Origin of the sequence: Aidingimonas halophila (assembly GCF_900106955.1) — a bacterium.
Classification (GTDB): domain Bacteria; phylum Pseudomonadota; class Gammaproteobacteria; order Pseudomonadales; family Halomonadaceae; genus Aidingimonas; species Aidingimonas halophila.
This window is the reverse complement of the sequence record NZ_FNNI01000001.1, coordinates 1-20,409: the sequence shown is the minus strand read 5'-3', so window position 1 is coordinate 20,409 and position 20,409 is coordinate 1. Positions and strand designations below refer to the sequence as shown.

The following is a 20,409-nucleotide window of genomic DNA, read 5'->3' as shown; positions in this document are numbered from 1 at the left end:
TTTCAGGGGAGTGCTTGCATGGCGGACAGTCGCCGGAACAGTCGGCAGAATCATATCGCCCTGGCGCAGCAGGTGATCGGTGTTGTGCTGGAGCGGGGCATGAGTCCGGGAGATCATCTGCCCGAGCAAGCCTTCTCCGAGGCTTGCGGCGTGTCTCGGACACCCATTCGCGCCGCCTTCAAGATATTGGAAGAAAAGGAAATTCTCACCTGGAAAGAGGAAGAAGGGTATTTTCTCGAGATAGGCCAGGCCGACGGGCTCACGGAGGAGGCGCATCGGCTCGAGGATATGGAGGATTCGCTGGCTCAGAGAATCCTGTCTGACCGAGCCGATCGTCGTATCGGTGATATTCAATCCATCAGCGCCTTGGTACGCCGATATAATGTGACACGCAATTCAGTACTAAATGCGTTAAAAATACTGTCTCGTGATGGCGTGGTGACACAGCTACCGGGTCGCTCCTGGGCATTCCAGCCGATGTTCGACACGCCGAAAGCCGTCGATGAAAGTCTGGCTTTCCGGCTCACGATCGAGCCCCAGGCCATTCTCGCACCGGGATTCATCATGGACATCAAGAAAGCGGGGCTACTCAAGATGCGGATGCAGGAGCTCCTCGACACGCAGGAGGGGCACATTACCAGCACCGGCTTCCTGCGGCTCGATACCGAATTTCACAGCTTCATTGCCGAGTGTTCGGGCAATCGTTTCGCACGCGGTGCGCTCCTGGCTCACCATCGGTTGCGTCGTGCGACCCAGAAGGATATTTCGATTCCCGACTTCCGGTTGCGGCAATCGCTGGATGAACACCTTGAAATTCTCGACAGCCTCGAGCGACACCAATTCGAGCTTGCAGCAGACCAAATGGTGCTTCATCTTCGCCGCTCTCGAATCCGGCGCCCGGAAGCGGCCAACCGCGGCATACCGCCACTGATGCGAGGAGCGCGTCAATGAGTCAACCACGAGTGATCGCGCTGTTTCCCGAGGCCAGTTTTGGTGCTGCGTTGAATTGTGTCGGTATCGCCCAGAAGTTGCGCGACATGGGCGCCATACCGGTATTTCTGTGTCACCCGGGATTTACCGGGGTGTTTGCCGAATATGGGTTCAAGGAATACCACCTGCCCGCGCCATCCCAGCCTCAGGCGCAGAAGAACGAAGACTACTGGCAGGCGTTCATCAATACGCATCTGCCGCATTTCAATCTCAGCGCGGAAGCGCAGTTACCGACCTATGTCGCGCCCACCTGGGAAGCGATCGTGGATACGGCGATTGATGCCGAAGCCGGGGTCGAAAGCCTGCTGGACCAGATTCGTCCGGATGCCATACTGCTCGACAATGTCATCATGTTTCCGGCCATCGTCCGTTCCGGCTATCCCTGGATACGCATCGTGTCATGTGCCGAGACCGAGATCCCGGACCCCAATGTACCTCCTTATCTATCCGGGTTGGCGCCGGAAGATGACGCGGCGGTGACGCGTTTCGAACAAACCTATTTGAACGCGACGGCATCGGCGCATCAGCGCTATAACGCGTTTCGTAAATCCCGAGGGTTGCGTCCGCTGCCTGCCGGCACCTTCCTGGAGAATTCGGACCGACTGAACTTGCTGCTGGCCCCAAGTGCCGTGCGTTATTCACGAGCGCGCCCTCTGCCGCGAGAGCGTTTCGTCTTTCTGGAAGGTTGTGTCAGGGAGGAGTCACGGTTCGATCCGCCACAACTGCCGGCCGACGACGGGCCGCTGATCTACATGAGTTTCGGTAGTCTGGGAGCGATCGACACCGACCTGATCGGCAAGATGATCGACACCTTTGCAACGTTGCCGGCACGCTTCATGGTCAACGTCGGCGGGTTCCTCGAGGCGTATCAGCATGTGCCGGACAATGTGTATCTCGGCAGTTGGTTTCCGCAACCTTCCGTGGTGGAACAAAGCGCGCTCTTCATCCATCACGGGGGGAACAACAGCTTCTGCGAGGCCCTGTTCCACGGCGTACCCTCGCTGGTCATACCCTACTGCTGGGATGGACACGATAATGCGCAACGAGCCCAGGCGACAGGCACGGGGCGCCGCCTCGACCGGACGACCTGGTCGCCTGACACCCTCCGCGAGGCCATCCTGGCGCTGTTGAACGATACGCCGATGGCCGCCAGGCTCCAACGAATCTCGCGCGAGATGCAGGCGGAACCGGGGGCAAGGCGCGCTGCCGAAGCGGTCATGGCGGCCATCGACGTATCGCACTGAACGCTTACGGCCGACAGACGTAATAGTCGTTCATGATGTCATGCTCCAGCTGGTGCACCTGAATATCGCGGAAACCGGCGTCTTGTAGGTAAGCGAGGGCTCGCTCGCGGCCCCACATGGTGCCCAGGCCGTCACCGCCCTGGGCCAGCGAGACCGTCATGCAGTGGCTTACCGATACGGCGTAGAGTACCGCGCCCAGCGGATGTTCACGGTCCAGGTGATGGTGGCTGGAGCCGTGGATATCCTGCACCAGGTAGGTTCCCTCCGCGGTCAGCGTGCGATGAATGCCCTTGAGCAGGTTGCTTGGCCGGGCCTGATCGTGAATGCCGTCGAAGGTGGTGACCAGGTCGAAGGCGTCGGGCTCGGCGGTGACATCGAAGTCGCTGAGATCGCGGACCTCGAAGGTCAGGTTGGTCAGCCTGGCATCGGCAGTCTGCCGGCGTGCCCAGTCGATGGCCTCCGCGGAGAGGTCGTAACCGACGAAACGGCTGGCCGGAAACCGTTCGGCCATCGCCATCAGCGCTCTTCCCCGGCCGCAGGCACAGTCGAGTACCCGGATACCCTTGTCGAGTCGCTCGGTCAGGCCTGGGGCCAGCGGCAGGATCTGGTCGAACAGGGCCGGCAGTACGGTCTGGCCGCTGTCGCTGGCCATCACCTCATGGAAGCGTGGATAGCGGGAGTAGGGCACACCGCCGCCTTCACGGAAACAGCGCACCACATCATCCTCTACACTTCCCAGTAAGGCGATGAATTGTGCATAGACGGCCAGGTTGACCGGCCCCGTATCGGTCAACAGCTCGGCGCGTTCGTCCGGCAACCAGTAGGTGGCCGTTTCCGGATCGGTTTCGACCACATTGCCGGCGACCATGCCGCCCAGCCATTCGCGCACATAGCGTTCATTCAGGCCGCTACGTTCCGCCAACGCCTGGCTGGTGAGGGGAGGAGTTCCCGCCAGGGCGGATAGCAGGCCGGTACGGTGGCCGATCGAGATCAACAGCATCATCCCGCTCTGGTTGAGTGCCTGGATCAATCGGTTCTCGAAGGTATCGTCCTGAGACGATGTTTGAACAGCGATATCACACATGACATACGCCTCTTGTTGTTGCGTTGTAAGGATAGGGCCAGGACAAGAGTACGCCCGCGGCACCGGCATCACGCAGGCGCATTGCGACGCAATCGGGAGTTTTCTGCCATGAATCAACTTGCCGAACCCGCCAGCACGGCTACCACCATTGCGCTCCTGGCCGGACCGGATGCCACGGCCTCCACGCTCTATGGCATGTACGACCTGCTGGGCTCGGCCGGTCGCGACTGGGAGTTCCTGACCAACGGCCGGATGGGCGAGCCGTTGCTGAAGCCGTTGATCGTTGCCCGCGATGGCCGCGGCTTTCGTGCCCCGAACGGGGCCTGGATCGAGCCGGATGCCGCCCTGGATGATTGCCGCTCGCCAGCTGTCGCCTGCATTCCCGATCTGTTCATCGCGCCTGACGCGAGCCTCGAAGGCTATGCGGCGGAAATCGCCTGGCTGCATGCCTGCCAGTCCCAGGGAGTGCTGCTGGCTGCGGCATGCACCGGCGCAATGCTGCTGGCCGAGGCGGGCCTGCTCGATGGCCAGGACGCCACGACCCACTGGGCCTACTGCGAGGCCATGGCAAGACGCTTTCCCAGTGTGCGGGTGCACGCGCAACGCACTTTGGTGGTCACCGGCGAAGGGCAGCGACTGATCATGGCCGGCGGCGGCACCTCCTGGGTCGATCTGGCACTGTTCCTCGTTGCCCGGCTGGTCGGGATCGATGAGGCCATGCGCCTGGCGCGCATCAACCTGATCGACTGGCACCAGGACGGCCAGCGCCCCTATGCGGCACTGACTACCGCCCGCCAGGTCACCGATGCCTGCATCACGCGCTGTCAGGTGTGGGTGGCCCAGCACTACGACACCCACTCGCCGGTGGCCGGCATGATGGCGCTCAGCGGCCTGACCGAACGCTCCTTCAAGCGACGCTTCAAGGCCGCCACCGGCATGACGCCGATGGATTACGTGCACACCCTGCGACTCGAAGAGGCCAAGCAGTATCTGGAAAGCGGCGACGATCCCATCGATGCCATTGCCGAACTGGTCGGCTATGCCGATCCGAGCTTCTTTCGTCGGCTGTTCGGCCGCCGGGTGGGCCTGACTCCGAGCCAGTATCGGCGACGTTTCCGCAGCATGCGGTTGCAATTGCAATAAGCGGTGACTCCGTTGTCGATTCGGCCGCTTCCGAAACGACTACGATTACCCGCTGCCAATGACGGACGACGCGGGCCACTCGACACACAGGAGCACGATGATGACATACGTGGATGGATTCGTTGCCGCCGTACCCACGGCCAACCGTGAGCAATACATCAAGCATGCCCGCGATGCCTGGCCGGTATTCAAGGACTATGGCGCACTGAAAATGGTGGAGTGCTGGGGCGATGACGTACCGGACGGCGAGGTTACCTCCTTTCCCATGGCGGTGAAGTGCCGGGCGGATGAAACGGTGGTCTTCTCCTGGCTGGTCTGGCCGTCCCGCGAGGTCAGAAACGACGCCATGCCAAGAATCATGGAAGACCCTCGCCTGGAACCCGACAAGAACCCCATGCCCTTCGACGGCAAACGGCTGATCTATGGCGGGTTCGACGTCGTTCTGGATGAATGAATCGCCGGTACGGGAGAATGCCCATGTTTCAGCAAGTCACGCCCTGCCTGTGGTTCGACGGGCAGGCGGAAGACGCCGCCCGGTTCTACGTCTCGCTTTTCCCTGATTCGCGCATCGAGCATGTGATGCGTTCGCCGGCCGAGACCCCGAGCGGTCCGGCCGGCTCGGTGCTGACCGTCGAGTTCACGTTGTCCGGCACACGCTTCGTCGGCCTGAACGGCGGCCCCGAGTTCCCGTTCACCGAAGCGGTATCGTTCCAGATCGCGTGCGCGGATCAGGCCGAAGTCGACCGGTACTGGGACGCACTGTCGGAAGGCGGCACGGAAGGGCCGTGCGGCTGGCTCAAGGACCGCTGGGGGCTCTCCTGGCAGGTCGTGCCCACCCGGCTCCAGGAATTGCTGACCGATGCCGACCCGGAACACGCTCGCCGAGCCATGGAAGCGATGCTGACGATGCGCCGGCTCGATATCGCCGAACTGGAACGCGCCGCGGATGCCGAGACGCCTCAGTGATGAAGAATGTCGCCGCAGGGCACTAGACTGGAAGTCGCAACGATCATCAACAGGTGAAACCATGCGACTCGAAGGCTCTTGCCACTGCGGCGCCATTCGCTTCACTGTCGAATCGCCGCATCCGTATCCCTATCAACGCTGCTACTGCTCCATCTGCCGCAAGACGGCGGGGGGCGGTGGCTACGCCATCAACCTGAGCGGTCGCGCCGACTCGCTCCAGGTCGAAGGTGGCGAGCACAAGCACGTCTACCGGGCCGTGATCGACGGCGAAACGAGCCCCGGCGAACGCCACTTCTGTCGACACTGCGCCAGTGCGCTATGGGTCTACGATCCCCGCTGGCCGGAACTCATCCACCCGTTCGCCTCGGCCATCGACACCGATCTGCCGATACCGCCCGAGCGCGTTCACCTGCTGCTCGACAGCAAGGCCAACTGGGTGGATGTCGACGCGCGGGAACACGACAAATGCTTCGCCGGCTACCCCGCAGAAAGCATCGCCGAATGGCACCACCGCCTGGGGCTGGATGAATAGGGAACGGCTTCAATGGCGATGCAGTGCCGGACCTGCATTGGTGATACGGCTAATCGCGACTGAAGTCGCTTATATGAACCCACGCCACGAGATGCCGTGGTTGATGGGGGGTGGGAACGATTTCAACCGCGATTGCGCCGCGCAGCGGCAACGGAAAGCAGGCCGATCATCATCACAGGATCACTCAGTCATCCGTTCGCCCGAACCGCCGATCTCCAGTGGAACATCGCGGAATTTCTCCAGACCATCGGTCATGTGCATCCTCGCCTCCTGATAATGGACATGGATCTCGGGGGCGAAACGTAACTCGGGGATGACGGCGACATACACATCGACAAGCCCCAATGCCGGATGCTCGGTGAAAATGTGACCACCGCATCGATCGCACCATTGACGCACGCTATCCGGGGTTTTGCTATAGGTGCGAATATGGTCCGCGCCTTGGGTAATCCGAAGGCATTCCGGTTTCCATAGGCTAAAGGCATTGACCGGCCCTGCGGACCAGTGGCGGCAGGACTCACAGTGGCAGTAGCCCATGGCTTCCGGAGCACCGGAAACCGTGAAGCGGACGGCACCGCAGAAACAGCTCCCGCAATACGTGGATGGCGTAGTCATCATTACCTCCCCAAGACTCGTGATTGCCATGACTTGAAGCGTGGCGTCTGAACGTCATTTCAGGTAGTGGGAGATCGGCCGGATAGTAGGGGTGTTTGCGACAACACGGGTTTACGCCTTGCCAAACCCGAAGAAGCGGCACACATTCAAGGTCAGCGTTGCCTTGGGTATGTGATCATGTATGACGTAACGGTAGTGCTCGTGGCCGGCGGAGCCCCTTCCACGGCGGTGGCACCGATAGAAGTCTTCAACAGTGCCGGCATCCTGTGGAACGAGTTGTACGGCCAACCGGCGCATCCGTTGTTCCGATTGCAAACCGTGTCCCTGGATGGTCGCGCTGTTCAAACCGGATTCGGATTGCATCTGGACCCCGACGGTTGCATCGATGATGTCGGCAACACGGATCTGATCGTGCTCGCTGCAGTGGGAGTCGATATTGCCTCTGCGGCCCCTGCCCATGCCTGTCTGTATCCCTGGTTGCGTCACTGGCATCGACAAGGAACATGGATCGCCGGTGCCTGTGCCGGAACGGCGTTGATTGCCGAGAGCGGTCTTCTCGATGACCAGGTGGCAACAACCCACTGGGGCGTGGTTGAAACTTGCCGCCGACGCTACCCTCGGGTCCGCTGGCAACCGGAACGAATACTGACCGAAGCGAACCACGTCGTTTGTGGTGGCGGGGTCTACGCCGCGGTGGATCTCAGCCTCTACCTGGTCGAGAAGTGCTATGGGCATCGTATCGCGTTGCAAACGGCCAAGGCATTGGTGCTGGAAACCCCTCGAACATGGCAGATCGGTTATGCGGCAGAGCCACCCAATGCAAGCCATGGCGATGAACGCATCGCTCAGGCTCAGGAATGGCTTTTCCGCCATTTCGACCAGCCACTTTCGATAAACCGTCTTGCCGCCCAAGCATGCATGAGTCCGCGTAATTTTGGTCGGCGTTTCAAGACAGCAACCGGCCAGACACCGATGGCCTACGTTCATCAACTACGCATCAACGTCGCCAGGCAACTGTTGGAAAGTGAACGACGAACCGTTCAGGAGGTGAGTGGTGCCGTTGGCTACGGTGACGTAACCTACTTCCGTGAGCTATTCAGGCAGCAGACGGGAATGAGCCCACAGGCCTATCGTCGGCGATATGCCATCGGGCCCACGCAAAAGACTGTTCTCGAAGGACTCGATTCGGAATGCTGATGCCGATTGCTCATGTCACATGGCCGCTCTTGCCTGCATCGTAAGTCAAATCATCGGAACCTCACATGACGACAACTGACCGTCTCTTGCAACACCCCACCGTTGAAGCCGGACTCTCCGCGGAAGAGGCATTATTGGAATCGGTCTGCGCAGGCGAGCGCTCGCTGGAGTGCCTGGCATGGTCACCGAGAGACTACGCGCTGGTGATGCCGCGTCGGCATCAGCGCCTCGACGGGTTTGCCCAGGCCAGGGAACGATTGGCGGAACTGGGCTGGCCGGTACTGTTCCGCGCCACCGGCGGCACGCCGGTACCGCTGGGGCCGATGGTCGTCAACGTGGCGCTCGCCGTTCGTTGCCAGGTGCGCAGTTCGGCGGCCCATCTCGAATGGGGCTATCATCGCCTGGGCGACCCCTGGTGCGACTGGCTCCGGTCACTGGGCGTGACCTCGGCGGATCTCGGCAACGTATCGGGGGCTTACTGTGATGGCCGCTTCAACGTACGCATCGCCGAACGCAAACTGGTCGGCACGGCCCAGCGCTGGCGGCGAGTACGAGGGAGCCGCGACATGGCACTGCTGGTACACGGCTCCATGCAGGTCGCAGGCCAACCGAAAGCACTGGTGGATGTCGTCAATACCTTTCAGGCCGTCGTGGAAGATGCCCAACGCTTCCTGCCGGAAAGCCATATCGCCCTGAAAGACGCCTTGCCCGAGTTGGACATCGACACGGCGTTGCCCGGTTTGGTAGAGCGGTTGTTATCTGGCGGTGGTATGTCGACTCGATCAACGTAATGATCTGCTTGCATCGCGGCGGTCCCGGGTCTTGCAGGTCAAGGGACAAGGACGACCCGGCCCAGAATGGAATTTTCCTCGGCATAGGCATGTGCCGCCGCGACCTCGCAAAGCGAAAACCGTCGATCGATGGGAACCTCCAGCTCACCGGTGGCGGCCAGGCGCAACATGTCGTCGACCGTCCTGTGGACTTCGGGTTTTTCGAGCTGGCTGCCCATGAACACACCCAGAAGCGTCTGGTTGGCTTGCAAGGCGGGCCAGAGGTCCAGGTCCAGCGACGCGCGCCCTGCATTGCCGACGAAGACCAGACGGCCCTCGGGCCGGAGTGCGGCAAGCGATCCCGCGAGCGTGGACCCGACGGGATCGACGACCAGATCCACGCCGCGGCCGTCGGTCAGACGCATGACGGCCGCGGTCACATCCTCTGAGCGGTGGTCGATCGCGGCGTCCAGCCCATAAGCCCGCAGTCGCGCAGCGCGATCCGCGCCCGAGACGGTTGCCAATACCCTCACCCTCGAACCGGCGCGATGTGCCAGTTGGATCGCCGCGACCCCGACGCTGCCCGCTCCGCCCTGCACGAGCAGGGTCTCGTCGTCGACCAGGTTGCCGCGCGCGAACAGGCTGTGATGGGCGGTTCCGAACGAGATGGGCAGGGCGGCCGCAGCCGCCATCTGCAACCCGTCCGGCACGATCCATGTTCGCGTCGCCTTCACGGCGCGCAATTCGGCATGGGACCCGCCCATGTCGAATGACGTCACCTTTTGCCCGATGAAGCGGCCGCGAACCTTCGCGCCAACCTCGACGATCTCGCCCGAGGCCGCATAGCCAGGAACGTGGCCTGCTACCTGAGGCGCCGCCGTCGCCCGATTGATGAGATCGCCCCCCTCGATCGAGATTGCCTCCACCCGGAGGAGGACGCCATCCTCAGGACAAACCGGAGCCTCGACTTCCGTGTAACTCAGGACCTCCGGTCCGCCTGGAACATCATAATATGCAGCCTTCATATTCTTTCCTTCCATTGGCCTTCTTCCTCCGAGATCGCAAGCCGCGCAGCGCGCATCGCGCTTACACGCTCGTGGAGCCGGCAGCACATTCAGCCACCGGCGCGGGAGCATGAGTGCGCACGCCGAACAATACCAATATGGCGCCTGCCAGCAGCAACGCACCCGCCGCGGCGCAGACGGCCGGCACCCCGCCCACACCGATGGCGGCACCACCGATGACAGCCCCCATCGCGATTGCCAACTGCACCGAAGAGGCTACCAGCCCACCGGCACTCTCGGCTTCATCGGGCACGGCCTGAGTGACCCAGGTCGACCAGGCAACGGGGATCGCACCGAAGGCGAAGCCCCACAGCGCCACCATCAGCCCGGCTGACCAGATCGAAACACCACCCAGCGTGGCCATCAGCCAGCCCAATGTGCCCATGATCAAGGGCATGCTCGCCAGCGTGAAGCGTAAACTGCGCTCGAGCAGGTAGCCTGCCGCCAGCGTACCGAGAAAGTTCGCGATCCCGAACGCCAGCAGCATCGATGAGATGCCGGCAATACCCGAGCTCGATACGGCCTCGAGATACGGCCGCACATGGGTGAAGAATGAAAAATGACCGCAGAACACCAGAATGAGCGCGCCAATACCCATGCCGATTCCCGGACGTTTAAGCACCACGACCAGCGTACGCAGCGGTGTGGGTCGTTCCGGCTCCATCCGTGGCAATGTGCAGAACTGGAAGATCAGTGTCAGTACGGCGAGCGCGGCCGAGAGCAGGAAGACGTTGCGCCAGCCGACCAGGTCGCCGAGCAGGCTCCCCAGTGCAGCAGCGCTGACGGTGGCCAAGGGCACGCCGGCAAAGATCAACGACAGCGCTTTCGGCACGCTCTGTTCGGGCACGAGACGCATCACCGTAGCGGCGGACAGTGCCCAGAAGCCGCCCAGCGCAATGCCCAACAACGTGCGCCCGACCAGCAACCAGGCCAGACTCGGCGCAACCGCCGCCGACAGACTGGATACAATCATCAGCACGGAGAAGCCCAGCAACACGTGGCGACGATCCAGGCGTCGCGTAGCCGATGTCACCAGCAGTCCGGAGAGCAGCGCTAGAACCGCGGTCACGGTCACTGCCTGGCCCGCCTGACTTTCGCTGATCGCCAGCGAATCAGCCATCGGCGTCAACAGGCTGGCCGGCAGAAACTCCGCCATGACCAGGCTGAAGACGACCAGTGTCAAAGAAAAGACGGCGCTCCATGCCGCGCGAGAGGGTACCGAAGAGGAAACGGTGAGGGAGTCGTTCGTCGTCATCTCGAAAGCATCCTTCAGCAGTGACAATGACGCCTAGACTATGGTTACGCCGCCGGCTAATCTATCACCCATACTCTTCATTTTTTGATCGATCGTCCGAAATGAGAAAATCTCCTGCCCCCGACCGCGTCTCAAGCGAGTGGATCAACGAGCTGCTGCTCGGCATGCGTCTGTCTGGACTGAACTATCGCTGCATTCAGGTAGCGCCACCCTTTGGCATCCACTTCAATAACGGCAACCGCTGTGCCCAATTTCACTTCGTCGTGCATGGGCCGGTAACGCTCAAGGCCGGCGATGACTGTCTGCGCCTCGATACCGGCGATGCCGTACTGCTACCGCGAGGCGGCGATCACCACCTCCTCTCATCACCGACGGTAGAGAGTCTGGATATCGAGCGAATCGACGCCATTCCGCTCTGCGATGGCTTCAGCCGAGTCGACGAATGTGCGGGAGCGACCAAGGATCGCCAGGCGGTCCACCTGTTCAGCGGCTGCATGCAGTTCGATCTCGGCGGTATGCATCCGCTCGTTTCGATGATGCCAACGATCATGCATGTTGGCACGCTTCTCTCGCGCTACCCGGAAATACTGCCCATGCTGGAGGCGATGGCGCGAGAATCGAGACTGGAGCGTGCCGGTGCCGCCAGCATTCTCTCGCGCCTGGCCGACGTGGTCGCCGCCAGCATCGTGCGCGGCTGGGTAGAGTGCGGCTGCAGCGACATCGGCGGCTGGGTCGAGGCACTGCGCGACCCACGTCTCGGCAAGGTGATCGCCGCCATTCACCGCGCTCCCGACCACCCCTGGACGGTGGCCGAGATGGCCGCGACGATGGGCAGCTCACGCTCGGTTTTCGCCGAACGATTCCGAGCCACGCTCGGCCTATCCCCGCTCGGCTACGTCACTCAGTTGCGCATGCGCCTGGCCTCGCAGTGGATCGCCGAAAAGGATATCTCACTGGAGCAGGTCGCCGAACGCCTTGGCTACGGCTCCCAGGCCGCTTTCGCACGCGCCTTCAAACGCGAAACCGGGCGGACCCCGGGTGCAGTGAGAGGCTCTGCATCTGGAGGTGGCGCGCGATAACTATCAAGCCCAGAGATTGTACCGTAGTGTCGGTTTTGAGAGCCGCGAAAAATATTACTTGATGTCAGCACTGTTGGCCTACCCGGACGCACAATAACACGCTCACGAGGGATCACCTCCTCGCTGGCGTTACCGCGTACCATCGCTGCCGAGAGCGTCCGTTTTTCGCCCAATGTGATATATCATCAGTTACCCCTGTCAGGGCCATGTGAAAGGATCAATGGAGGATCACTTATGCGCAGTTCAATCCTTGGCGCCATGCTGTTGCTACTGCTGCCGAACCTGGCATTGGCGCAGCAACTATGGGGGCCAACGACCCCCGGGATGACACCGGATGAAGTCGTGCAGGCCGTTGATGGGGCCTACCTCCACGAAAGTGGCGACCGTTTGGCCACGGGGGCGATCGAAGCCGCACGGCGAGATGGGTACGAACTGGCGGGAGAGGCGTTCACTCAGCGATTTTTCTTTCTCAACGATGGGCTCACCCAGGTCACCATGAGCCTGGACAATACGCGCGATTTCGACGCCATGCAGGGCCTGATCGATTCGCTGTCGGAGGAAATGCGGGAGCGGTATGGAGAAGCCACCGATTCAGAAATTACGACGACAGGCCTCATGAGGCAAGCGAAAGTGGGCTGGGTGGATGGTCGCAGAAAGATCCGGATCTTCTCCATGACCATGGGGGAAGACGATGCCTTGCTGAATGTGAACTACCAGGCCTATTTTGCCGATTAGGGGGAACCGTGCGGAGTGGGGCGACGCCGGCCGGATTTTTTGCCGGCCCCCAAGACGAGCGGCGGGAAAAACTGGATAATGGCGGGTTTTCCACCTTCGCTCCGGCGAAGCTCAAACGTCCGGTGCTCTGTTCATGGAAATCAAGGTCAATTATCTCGACAACCTCCGCCTGGAGGCCAAGTTCGACGACTTCACCGTCATCTCCGATCAGCCCATCCGCTACAAGGGGGACGGCTCGGCGCCCGGCCCGTTCGACTACTTCCTGGCCTCGTCGGCCATGTGCGCGGCCTATTTCGTGAAGGTGTATTGCAACGCGCGCGACATTCCCACCGAGAACATCCGTCTGTCGCAGAACAACATCGTCGATCCGGAGAATCGCTACAACCAGATCTTCAAGATCCAGGTTGAGCTGCCGGAGGATCTTTCCGACAAGGACCGCCAGGGCATTCTGCGCTCGATCGAGCGCTGCTCGGTCAAGCGGGTGGTGCAGAACGTGCCCGAGTTCCAGATCGAGACGGTCGAGAACCTGGACGAAGATGCCCAGGCGCTGTTGATGGCCGAGCCGGCGGAAGGGGCCAGCACCTGGATCGAGGGCAAGGACCTGCCGCTGGAACAGACCATCGCCAACATGACGGGCATTCTCGAGTCGCTCGGCATGCAGATCGAGATCGCCTCCTGGCGCAATATCGTGCCGCACGTGTGGTCGCTGCACATTCGCGACGCCCACTCCAACATGTGCTTCACCAACGGCAAGGGCTCGACCAAGGAAAGCGCGCTGTGCTCGGCGCTGGGCGAGTTCATCGAGCGGCTGAGCTGCAACTTCTTCTACAACGATCAGTTCTTCGGCGAGGAGATTGCTAACGCCGCCTTCGTTCACTACCCGAACGAGGAGTGGTTCCAGCCGGGGCCGAACGACGAGCTGCCGGCGGGTATCCTGGATGACCACTGCCGGGCGATCTACGACCCGGACGGTGAACTCGGCGGCTCCCACCTGATCGACACCAACTCCGGCAAGGTGGCGCGCGGCATCGTCTCGCTGCCGTTCGTGCGCCGGTCGGATGGCGAGACGGTCTATTTCCCGTCCAACCTGATCGAGAATCTCTACCTCAGCAACGGCATGAGCGCCGGCAATACCCTGCACGAGGCGCAGGTGCAGTGCCTCTCGGAAATCTTCGAACGGGCGGTGAAGAAGCAGATCATCGAGGAGGAGATCGCACTGCCGGACGTGCCGTATGAGGTGCTGGCGAAGTACCCCGAGATTCTCGCAGGCGTCGAGGCGCTGGAGAAGCAGGGCTTCCCGGTGCTGGTCAAGGATGCCTCGCTGGGCGGGCAGTATCCGGTCATGTGCGTCACCCTGATGAATCCGCGCACCGGCGGCGTCTTCGCCTCCTTCGGTGCGCACCCCAGCTTCGAGGTGGCGCTGGAGCGTAGTCTCACCGAGCTGTTGCAGGGCCGCAGCTTCGAAGGCATGAACGACTTCATGCCACCGACCTTCAATTCGCTCGCCATCACCGAGCCCAACAACTTCGTCGAACACTTCATCGACTCCTCGGGGCTGGTCTCCTGGCGTTTCTTCAGCAGCAAGGCGGATGTCGAATTCGTCGAGTGGGATTTCTCCGGCACCAACGAGGAGGAGGCGGCGACCTTGTTCGGCATTCTCGAGGAACTGGGCAAGGAAGTGTATGTGGCCGTGCATGAAGACCTGGGCGCGCCGGTATGCCGTATCCTGGTGCCGGGGTATTCCGAGGTCTACCCGGTGGAGGACCTGATCTGGGACAACACCAACAAGGCGCTGCTGTTCCGCGAGGACATCCTGCACATCCACGAGCTGAGTGACGAGCAGTTGAGCGATCTGCTGGACCGCCTGGAAGAGAGCCAGATCGATGACCACGAGGACATCATCACCCTGATCGGCGTCGAGTTCGACGAGAATACCGTGTGGGGCCAGCTCACCATTCTCGAGCTGAAACTACTGATCAATCTGGCGCTGGGTCAGCTCGAAGAGGCGCTGGAGCGGGTCGGGATGTTCCTGCAGTTCAACGACAACACCGTCGAGCGCGGTCTTTTCTACCAGGCGGTGAATGCGGTGCTGGAGATCGCGCTGGACGACGAGCTGGAGCTGGACGACTATCTCTATAACTTCAAGCGCATGTTCGGCGCAGAGACCATGGACGCGGTGGTCGGCACGGTGAACGGCGAGGTACGGTTCCACGGCCTGGAGCCGACCAACATGCAGCTTGAAGGGCTCGACAGACACCAGCGCCTGATCGAGAGCTACAGGAAACTGCACGCCGCACGGGCCGCCAGGGCAGGGGTGATGGTATAAGTCACGCAGCAGATACCACGCTGGACGAAACGCCCCGGGCCTGCTCTGGCCCACGGAATTGGGTGGTCGACATCCCGTACAGACAATCGGCAGGTTTCAAGGAATCGATAAGATGGCAAATTGATTCATCGTTATGCATCACAACGAGTTCATGACATGGAAAAAGTGGCGATTTTTGTTGATGTCCAGAACGTCTATTACACCGTACGGGATGCGTACAAGCGACACTTCGATTACAACACGTTCTGGGCAAAGGTAACCGCCGGCCGAGAGGTCGTGAAAGCGTTTGCTTATGCAATCGATAGAGGCGATCAGAAACAGCGAGAGTTTCAGAACATACTTAGAGCGATTGGCTTTGAGGTAAAACTGAAACCGTTCATTCAACGATCGGACGGCTCCGCAAAAGGCGATTGGGATGTTGGCATCACGCTTGATGCCATCGAATACGCTGGGCAGGTGGATGTCATCGTGCTCGTGTCAGGCGATGGGGACTTCGACCTGCTGGTGAACAAGATTCGTGATGTGTATGGGAAGAAAGTCGAAGTCTATGGTGTTCCGCATCTAACAGCCCATTCACTGATGAGCGCGGCCAGTGAATTCATGCCTATCGATAAAGAACTTCTGCTGGTTTAACGCTTTGCCAGGCGCTTTTCAGACCCTGTTCGACTCCATGACTGCCATCGAGACAACCATGACACTCGACTACCGCTGGCTTTACGATACCGCACGCAAGCGTTTCGAATCAGACGAAGCCTTGGAGGCCTTCCTGCCCAAAGCGCTCACTCCCGACGAACTGAAGCAGAAGGGGGATGATCGCTACCTTTCCGCCATGAGCCGGCGGGTGTTTCAGGCCGGTATGCAACATTCGGTGGTCGATGCCAAGTGGCCCGCCTTTGAAGACGCCTTCTGGGGCTTTGAACCCGAGAAAATGGTGTTGCTCAGCCCGGAGCAGATCGAAGGCTACATGAAAAACGATCGGATCATCCGGCATCGCACCAAGCTGCAGACCATTCCTGAAAACGCCCAATTCATTCTGGATATTCGCCAGGAGCATGGCACCAGCTTTGGCGAGTTCATTGCCAACTGGCCGAGTTCCGACATCATCGGCTTGTGGCGTTTGCTTGCCAAGCGCGGCGCTCGCTTGGGCGGACGCTCGGGCGCCGGGTTCTTACGCCTGGTCGGAAAGGATACGTTTTTATTGACCAGCGATGTGGTTGCGCGCCTGACGGCCGCCGGCATCATTGACCAGGCCCCCACGAGTCAGCGAGACATGCAAGTCGTGCAGGATGCCTTCAATGAGTTGCAGCAGAATTCGGGAAGGCCGTTATGCCATCTGTCGGCCATGCTGTCGTTGAGTATCAATCCAAGATTTTGACGCATGCCGGTGGGGCGATACGCCATTGAAACGAATACGGTGTCGTATCCGGTCGCAGTCAGTCTCCTGCCAGTTGCATTCGAGAGTGAGGAAAGCGCATGAAGGTACATTACCTGGAAATCGTATCGCGTGATGTCGATGCGGTGTGCAACGCGTATGAGGCCGCCCATGGCGTTGAGTTCAGTGCTCCGGATGAGCTTCTCGGTGGCGCCAGAACCTGTCGATTGCCCGACGGTACGACCGTCGGCGTCAGAGGCCCACTGAGAGAGACTGAAGACCCGGTGGTTCGGCCCTATTGGCTCGTGAACGATATAGACTCGGCCGTTTCCCGGGTCGAGGCTCAGGGTGCGAAGATTGCTATGCATCCGATGGAAATTCCCGGGAAGGGAAAGTTCGCGATTTACATCATTGGCTCCAACGATCACGGCCTCTGGCAGCTTTGAGCCATCATTCGGAGGATGTTTGAGATGGACCTTTATTGGCTGTTCCTGTAAACCACCCGACTCGACGAACGATCGCTCGTCTCAGTCCATGCGCGCACTCGGCGACCGCTGAACGGGCGACCCATGTCGTCATCGAGAGGAGTCACCGATATGACCGAGCTGATACTCACCACCTTCGACTGGGTTCCCGAGATGCCGCGGGCTAGTTAGACCTTGCTGACGATCAGGGCGGCATTCACTCCACCGAAGCCGAAACCGTTGCACAGCACGTGTTGGCTGCGATGCTCGCGTGCCGAGCTCGCGACGAATTCCAGGTCATGCAGATCGTCGTCGACGTGTTCCAGGTTCAGGGTCGGGGGCAGGCGATCGTGCATCGCCGAAAGGGCGGAGAAAATGCTCTCTACGCCGCCGGCGGCACCGAGCAGGTGGCCGGTGGCCGATTTCGTCGCGGAGATCGGAATACCGGGCAGGGCATCGCCGAAGGCGTTGCGCAGGGATGCGATCTCGGCACGGTCACCGACCGGCGTCGAGGTGGCGTGGGCATTGATGTGATCGATCGCCTCGGGGGATAGCCCCGCCATCTTCAGTGCTGATCGAATGGCCGCCGCGGCTCCCGCGCCGTCTTCCGGGCCGGCGGTGATGTGGTGCGCATCCGAGCTGGTGCCGTAGCCGCTGAGGATGGCCAGGGGCGTGGCCCCACGTGCCTCGGCGTGGGCCAGGCTTTCGATCACCATCAGCCCCGCGCCTTCCCCCATGACGAAGCCATTGCGTGCCTGGTCGAAGGGGCGCGACGCCTTGGTCGGGTCGTCCTGTTCGGGGGAGAGCGCCTTCATGGCATGAAAACTCGCCAGCGAGAGCGGGTCGATACAGGCCTCGGCGCCGCCTACCAGGGCCACGTCGGCTTCGCCGCTACGGATCAGGCGCATACCGTCGCCGATGGCCTGCACACCGGCCGCGCAGGCGGTGACCGGGCAGCCCAACGGCCCACGAAAACCATAGCGAATCGACACATTGCCCGCCGCCAGGTTGGCCAGGAAGGCCGGCACGGTGAACGGAGAGAGCCGACGGTGGCCGCGCGAAGTCAGGGTGGTCTGGGCCTGAGTGATGGTGGGGAAACCACCGATGCCGGAACCCACGATGGTGGCGGTGGCCTCACGCTCCGCATCGCTGGTGGGAAACCAATCGGCCTGGCTCAGCGCCTCTTCGGCCGCGGCCATGGCGTAGAGACTGAACAGCTCCAGCTTGCGACGCTCCTTGGCATCGAGCACCCGATCCGGGTCGAAGCCGGCACCGGGGTCGCTCTCGATGTCGGGCACCGAGCCCGCGACCTTGATCGGCAGGTCAGCGGTGTCGAAGCGAGTGATCGGCGAGATGCCGGAGCGACCGGCCAGCAAGCGTTCCCAGCTAGCCTTGACGCCGCAACCGAGGGGACTGATCATTCCCATGCCGGTAATGACGAGCGGTGATTGCATGGTGCCTCCTGAAACCCTTGGATGTAGCCAAGCTAGCACCGAGCTATATATGATCAAGGTAATATTCAGTGTAGGAGTGTGAGGTCGCCATGCCCTACTCGACGAATCACAAGGCGGAATCCAGAGAGCGTATTCTCAAATCCGCCATCGAGCTGTTCAGTCGCCAGGGCTTCGAGAAGGTCTCGATCGGCCAGATCATGAAATTGGCCAAGATGACCCACGGGGCCTTCTATGCCCACTTCGCCTCGAAGGAAGCGCTCTATCGCGAATCGGTGCGCAAGACCCTGGAGCGTAGCCATGCGGCACGGCTGGTCAAGGGGCCGTTGTCGGTGAAGCACCTGACGGATCTGGTCGCCAATTACTGGAACCTTCAGGAGCTGGAACGCAAGCGCAAGCCGGGCCCGGAGACGGTGCTGTTCAACGAGATCGGCAACGACAACGCCGAGGTGCGCACCCTGTTCGAAGCCTCCTACCTGCGCATGAAGAAGATGCTGGAAACCCGGCTCATTGCCCTGAGCCGCCTGAAGAAACTGCCCTTCGACCCCGACCGCGAAGTCATCGCCGAAAAATCCCGCGCCATTCTCGCCTCGTTGGTGGGCGCCGTGGCCATCGCCAAGAGCCTGCCCGATGAGCAGGAGCGCCAACGCATTCTCGATGCCGCCCAGCGCAACATCCTGCAGATGCTCGGGGTCGACGAAAGCGAGCTGGAAGGCATGCTGGGGGACTCAGGGTATGAGCATGGCCTTGCCTAGGCACTTTTCAGACAGCGCCTAGGATGGGCCAGAACCCAGAGCTGAAGGGCACCACATCAATCAAGCCGGAGGTGACATGGCACAATGGATAGTGCATTACGCGAATGCCTGCGGGCAACTGGATGGTTGGATCGAGCGTATCAGTGAGGGCATAGAGCAGGCGCGTTATCGCGCCGAGCAAGTGTCGACGGCGATCAGCCTGGATGTGGTGGTGCAGGTCTGGCCCGGATGCGTCATCGAGTGTCGAGGGTTCGTCGGTTATGCGCCGACGGGCACCATGATGCAGCTAACACTCGACCCAGATAATGCCCACTTCGCCGACAACATGGGGGAACCATTCGAACGCATGGTGGCACACGAGCTTCACCATGTGATGCGTTGGCGAGGGCCAGGATACGGCAGAACCCTGGGAGAGGCCCTGGTCTCCGAAGGCCTGGCGGGCCATTTCTGTCGCCAGCTTTATGGCTCAGCCCCCGAGCCTTGGGAAGCTGCGTTAAGCGAGAAGGAAATCGTTGCTTGCGCCATGAAGGCAGAGCAAGAGTGGTTCGCACCATCTTACCGGCATGAGGCATGGTTCTTTGGCCAGGGAGACCTTCCTCCGTGGGCCGGTTACAGCCTCGGTTATGCCCTGGTCGACAGATACCTGCAGCACAATGGTGGGCAGAGTGCCGCGTCATTGGTCCATGAGCCTGCCGCCAATTTCCATCCCTATCTACACAGTTAACCCCTTCGTAGGGTAGCCAAACCGCAAGAAAGCGCCCTTATCGTCGAGCGCCTACCCATGCTCGGGTAGAGGCGAGCGAGCTGGCAGGTACCAAGCCCTCTCATGCTTTCGTGGGCATTGCTCTCGGCGTAACGGCTGGTTACGGTACGCTAAAGACCACTGAAGATGGTTAGTATAACCAATACGTAGCAGGGACTACCGCATGGATGGCAACCGTTCATCGCAACATGCCCAGGTAGGGGCGGTAGCGTGCCAACCGGATCGCCATCAGCAATGCCCGCATCCTTGCCGTGGACGACCGCCAGGTCACCCTGCGCGTCAAGGATTATCGCGACCGTGATCGACCCAAACGGCTCGTGCTCGCTGGCGAAGAGTTCGTGCGCCGCTTCCTGCTCCACGTCCTGCCCAAGGGGCTGATGCGGGTCCGTCACTACGGCTTTCTGGCCAATCGTTGCCGGCGACGACGTCTGGCCCAGATCCGCCAAGCGCTGGCCGTTATCGACGCGACGGCGGATGCCGATACCGCTGCCGACGACTCGGCACCGACCTACATCTGCCCGCATTGCCGGCAACCGACACTGCGGGTGATCGGGACACTCAGCCCCGGGCGATCCCTGCACGGCCGACTAGACAACCACAGGAC

General features: G+C 61.1%; 21 protein-coding genes and 1 pseudogene. 17 read left to right on the top strand and 5 right to left on the bottom strand.

From position 1 onward, the window contains the following. The first annotated feature begins 18 nt into the window (after window positions 1–18). Window positions 19–951, top strand: coding sequence for a GntR family transcriptional regulator (locus tag BLW01_RS00110; protein ID WP_092567453.1), 933 nt, complete (start codon window positions 19–21; stop codon window positions 949–951). Continuing rightward, window positions 948–2,234 carry a nucleotide disphospho-sugar-binding domain-containing protein gene (locus BLW01_RS00105; RefSeq protein WP_092567452.1) on the top strand — a complete coding sequence of 429 codons (1,287 nt, stop codon included), beginning with the start codon at window positions 948–950 and terminating at the stop codon, window positions 2,232–2,234. The genes BLW01_RS00110 and BLW01_RS00105 overlap by 4 nt, the downstream gene beginning before the upstream one ends. Window positions 2,235–2,238: 4 nt before the next feature. On the opposite strand, the gene BLW01_RS00100 is transcribed toward BLW01_RS00105, so the two are convergent. Then, entirely contained in the window at window positions 2,239–3,318 is a 1,080-nt protein-coding gene (locus BLW01_RS00100) for a class I SAM-dependent methyltransferase (RefSeq protein ID WP_092567451.1), read from the bottom strand. Window positions 3,319–3,426: 108 nt separating this feature from the next. On the opposite strand from BLW01_RS00100, the gene BLW01_RS00095 reads away from it, so the two are divergent. From BLW01_RS00095 to BLW01_RS00080, 4 genes are all read left to right on the top strand, one after another. Further along, a complete protein-coding gene (locus BLW01_RS00095) occupies window positions 3,427–4,461 on the top strand; it encodes a GlxA family transcriptional regulator (protein WP_092567450.1) in 1,035 nt (344 codons plus the stop codon). Window positions 4,462–4,561: 100 nt separating this feature from the next. Next, window positions 4,562–4,915, top strand: coding sequence for a DUF1428 domain-containing protein (locus BLW01_RS00090; protein WP_092567449.1), 354 nt, complete (start codon window positions 4,562–4,564; stop codon window positions 4,913–4,915). Window positions 4,916–4,938: 23 nt separating this feature from the next. Next, complete coding sequence (locus BLW01_RS00085; RefSeq protein WP_092567447.1) at window positions 4,939–5,427, top strand: VOC family protein; 489 nt, start codon at window positions 4,939–4,941, stop codon at window positions 5,425–5,427. A gap of 61 nt (window positions 5,428–5,488) precedes the next feature. Continuing rightward, the gene (locus BLW01_RS00080; RefSeq protein ID WP_092567446.1) at window positions 5,489–5,959 is read left to right on the top strand and encodes a GFA family protein; all 471 of its coding nucleotides are present in this window, start codon (window positions 5,489–5,491) and stop codon (window positions 5,957–5,959) included. A 180-nt stretch (window positions 5,960–6,139) separates the two neighbouring features. Here BLW01_RS00080 and BLW01_RS00075 read toward each other — a convergent pair whose 3' ends face one another. Next, window positions 6,140–6,574, bottom strand: coding sequence for a GFA family protein (locus BLW01_RS00075; RefSeq protein ID WP_092567445.1), 435 nt, complete (start codon window positions 6,572–6,574; stop codon window positions 6,140–6,142). A gap of 177 nt (window positions 6,575–6,751) precedes the next feature. Here BLW01_RS00075 and BLW01_RS00070 point away from each other — a divergent pair, with 177 nt between their 5' ends. After that, complete coding sequence (locus BLW01_RS00070) at window positions 6,752–7,771, top strand: GlxA family transcriptional regulator (RefSeq protein WP_092567444.1); 1,020 nt, start codon at window positions 6,752–6,754, stop codon at window positions 7,769–7,771. 65 nt (window positions 7,772–7,836) lie between these two features. Then, window positions 7,837–8,562: a lipoyl protein ligase domain-containing protein gene (locus BLW01_RS00065; RefSeq protein WP_092567443.1), complete on the top strand. Its 726-nt coding sequence runs from the start codon at window positions 7,837–7,839 to the stop codon at window positions 8,560–8,562. Between the two features lie 38 nt (window positions 8,563–8,600). On the opposite strand, the gene BLW01_RS00060 is transcribed toward BLW01_RS00065, so the two are convergent. Beyond that, window positions 8,601–9,581, bottom strand: coding sequence for a quinone oxidoreductase family protein (locus BLW01_RS00060; protein WP_229806348.1), 981 nt, complete (start codon window positions 9,579–9,581; stop codon window positions 8,601–8,603). 46 nt (window positions 9,582–9,627) lie between these two features. After that, window positions 9,628–10,860, bottom strand: coding sequence for an MFS transporter (locus BLW01_RS00055; protein ID WP_092567442.1), 1,233 nt, complete (start codon window positions 10,858–10,860; stop codon window positions 9,628–9,630). A gap of 101 nt (window positions 10,861–10,961) precedes the next feature. Between BLW01_RS00055 and BLW01_RS00050 the strand changes: the two genes are divergently transcribed. The 6 genes from BLW01_RS00050 (at window position 10,962) to BLW01_RS00025 (ending at window position 16,818) form a co-directional block, all read left to right on the top strand. After that, window positions 10,962–11,939 (top strand): AraC family transcriptional regulator, encoded by a 978-nt coding sequence (locus BLW01_RS00050; RefSeq protein WP_092567441.1) that lies wholly within the window; start codon window positions 10,962–10,964, stop codon window positions 11,937–11,939. A 234-nt stretch (window positions 11,940–12,173) separates the two neighbouring features. After that, window positions 12,174–12,674, top strand: coding sequence for a hypothetical protein (locus BLW01_RS00045; protein WP_092567440.1), 501 nt, complete (start codon window positions 12,174–12,176; stop codon window positions 12,672–12,674). A gap of 133 nt (window positions 12,675–12,807) precedes the next feature. After that, on the top strand, window positions 12,808–15,000 hold the full coding sequence (locus BLW01_RS00040; protein WP_092567438.1) for an OsmC domain/YcaO domain-containing protein: 2,193 nt from the start codon (window positions 12,808–12,810) through the stop codon (window positions 14,998–15,000). Between the two features lie 156 nt (window positions 15,001–15,156). Next, the gene (locus tag BLW01_RS00035; RefSeq protein ID WP_092567436.1) at window positions 15,157–15,633 is read left to right on the top strand and encodes a LabA-like NYN domain-containing protein; all 477 of its coding nucleotides are present in this window, start codon (window positions 15,157–15,159) and stop codon (window positions 15,631–15,633) included. 58 nt (window positions 15,634–15,691) lie between these two features. Then, the gene (locus BLW01_RS00030; protein ID WP_092567434.1) at window positions 15,692–16,375 is read left to right on the top strand and encodes a DNA-3-methyladenine glycosylase I; all 684 of its coding nucleotides are present in this window, start codon (window positions 15,692–15,694) and stop codon (window positions 16,373–16,375) included. A 98-nt stretch (window positions 16,376–16,473) separates the two neighbouring features. After that, on the top strand, window positions 16,474–16,818 hold the full coding sequence (locus BLW01_RS00025) for a VOC family protein (RefSeq protein ID WP_092567433.1): 345 nt from the start codon (window positions 16,474–16,476) through the stop codon (window positions 16,816–16,818). A 206-nt stretch (window positions 16,819–17,024) separates the two neighbouring features. On the opposite strand, the gene fabF is transcribed toward BLW01_RS00025, so the two are convergent. Further along, on the bottom strand, window positions 17,025–18,290 hold the full coding sequence (gene fabF, locus BLW01_RS00020) for a beta-ketoacyl-ACP synthase II (RefSeq protein WP_092567431.1): 1,266 nt from the start codon (window positions 18,288–18,290) through the stop codon (window positions 17,025–17,027). Window positions 18,291–18,379: 89 nt separating this feature from the next. Here fabF and BLW01_RS00015 point away from each other — a divergent pair, with 89 nt between their 5' ends. From BLW01_RS00015 to BLW01_RS00005, 3 genes and pseudogenes are all read left to right on the top strand, one after another. Continuing rightward, on the top strand, window positions 18,380–19,042 hold the full coding sequence (locus tag BLW01_RS00015) for a TetR/AcrR family transcriptional regulator (RefSeq protein WP_092567430.1): 663 nt from the start codon (window positions 18,380–18,382) through the stop codon (window positions 19,040–19,042). Window positions 19,043–19,118: 76 nt separating this feature from the next. Continuing rightward, window positions 19,119–19,766 (top strand): DUF2268 domain-containing putative Zn-dependent protease, encoded by a 648-nt coding sequence (locus BLW01_RS00010; protein WP_092567429.1) that lies wholly within the window; start codon window positions 19,119–19,121, stop codon window positions 19,764–19,766. A gap of 257 nt (window positions 19,767–20,023) precedes the next feature. After that, window positions 20,024–20,409 (top strand): annotated as a pseudogene (locus tag BLW01_RS00005) (transposase); the annotation flags it as partial.

Excerpts from the sequence above, each read along its gene's own strand:
- fabF (WP_092567431.1), bottom strand. The coding sequence starts at position 18,290 with ATGCAATCACCGCTCGTCATTACCGGCATGGGAATGATCAGTCCCCTC.
- BLW01_RS00070 (WP_092567444.1), top strand. The coding sequence starts at position 6,752 with ATGTATGACGTAACGGTAGTGCTCGTGGCCGGCGGAGCCCCTTCCACG.
- BLW01_RS00080 (WP_092567446.1), top strand. The coding sequence starts at position 5,489 with ATGCGACTCGAAGGCTCTTGCCACTGCGGCGCCATTCGCTTCACTGTC.
- BLW01_RS00075 (WP_092567445.1), bottom strand. The coding sequence starts at position 6,574 with ATGACTACGCCATCCACGTATTGCGGGAGCTGTTTCTGCGGTGCCGTC.
- BLW01_RS00010 (WP_092567429.1), top strand. The coding sequence starts at position 19,119 with ATGGCACAATGGATAGTGCATTACGCGAATGCCTGCGGGCAACTGGAT.
- BLW01_RS00050 (WP_092567441.1), top strand. The coding sequence starts at position 10,962 with ATGAGAAAATCTCCTGCCCCCGACCGCGTCTCAAGCGAGTGGATCAAC.
- BLW01_RS00095 (WP_092567450.1), top strand. The coding sequence starts at position 3,427 with ATGAATCAACTTGCCGAACCCGCCAGCACGGCTACCACCATTGCGCTC.
- BLW01_RS00100 (WP_092567451.1), bottom strand. The coding sequence starts at position 3,318 with ATGTGTGATATCGCTGTTCAAACATCGTCTCAGGACGATACCTTCGAG.
- BLW01_RS00040 (WP_092567438.1), top strand. The coding sequence starts at position 12,808 with ATGGAAATCAAGGTCAATTATCTCGACAACCTCCGCCTGGAGGCCAAG.
- BLW01_RS00085 (WP_092567447.1), top strand. The coding sequence starts at position 4,939 with ATGTTTCAGCAAGTCACGCCCTGCCTGTGGTTCGACGGGCAGGCGGAA.
- BLW01_RS00105 (WP_092567452.1), top strand. The coding sequence starts at position 948 with ATGAGTCAACCACGAGTGATCGCGCTGTTTCCCGAGGCCAGTTTTGGT.
- BLW01_RS00015 (WP_092567430.1), top strand. The coding sequence starts at position 18,380 with ATGCCCTACTCGACGAATCACAAGGCGGAATCCAGAGAGCGTATTCTC.
- BLW01_RS00090 (WP_092567449.1), top strand. The coding sequence starts at position 4,562 with ATGACATACGTGGATGGATTCGTTGCCGCCGTACCCACGGCCAACCGT.
- BLW01_RS00025 (WP_092567433.1), top strand. The coding sequence starts at position 16,474 with ATGAAGGTACATTACCTGGAAATCGTATCGCGTGATGTCGATGCGGTG.
- BLW01_RS00060 (WP_229806348.1), bottom strand. The coding sequence starts at position 9,581 with ATGGAAGGAAAGAATATGAAGGCTGCATATTATGATGTTCCAGGCGGA.
- BLW01_RS00065 (WP_092567443.1), top strand. The coding sequence starts at position 7,837 with ATGACGACAACTGACCGTCTCTTGCAACACCCCACCGTTGAAGCCGGA.
- BLW01_RS00110 (WP_092567453.1), top strand. The coding sequence starts at position 19 with ATGGCGGACAGTCGCCGGAACAGTCGGCAGAATCATATCGCCCTGGCG.
- BLW01_RS00030 (WP_092567434.1), top strand. The coding sequence starts at position 15,692 with ATGACACTCGACTACCGCTGGCTTTACGATACCGCACGCAAGCGTTTC.
- BLW01_RS00055 (WP_092567442.1), bottom strand. The coding sequence starts at position 10,860 with ATGACGACGAACGACTCCCTCACCGTTTCCTCTTCGGTACCCTCTCGC.
- BLW01_RS00045 (WP_092567440.1), top strand. The coding sequence starts at position 12,174 with ATGCGCAGTTCAATCCTTGGCGCCATGCTGTTGCTACTGCTGCCGAAC.
- BLW01_RS00035 (WP_092567436.1), top strand. The coding sequence starts at position 15,157 with ATGGAAAAAGTGGCGATTTTTGTTGATGTCCAGAACGTCTATTACACC.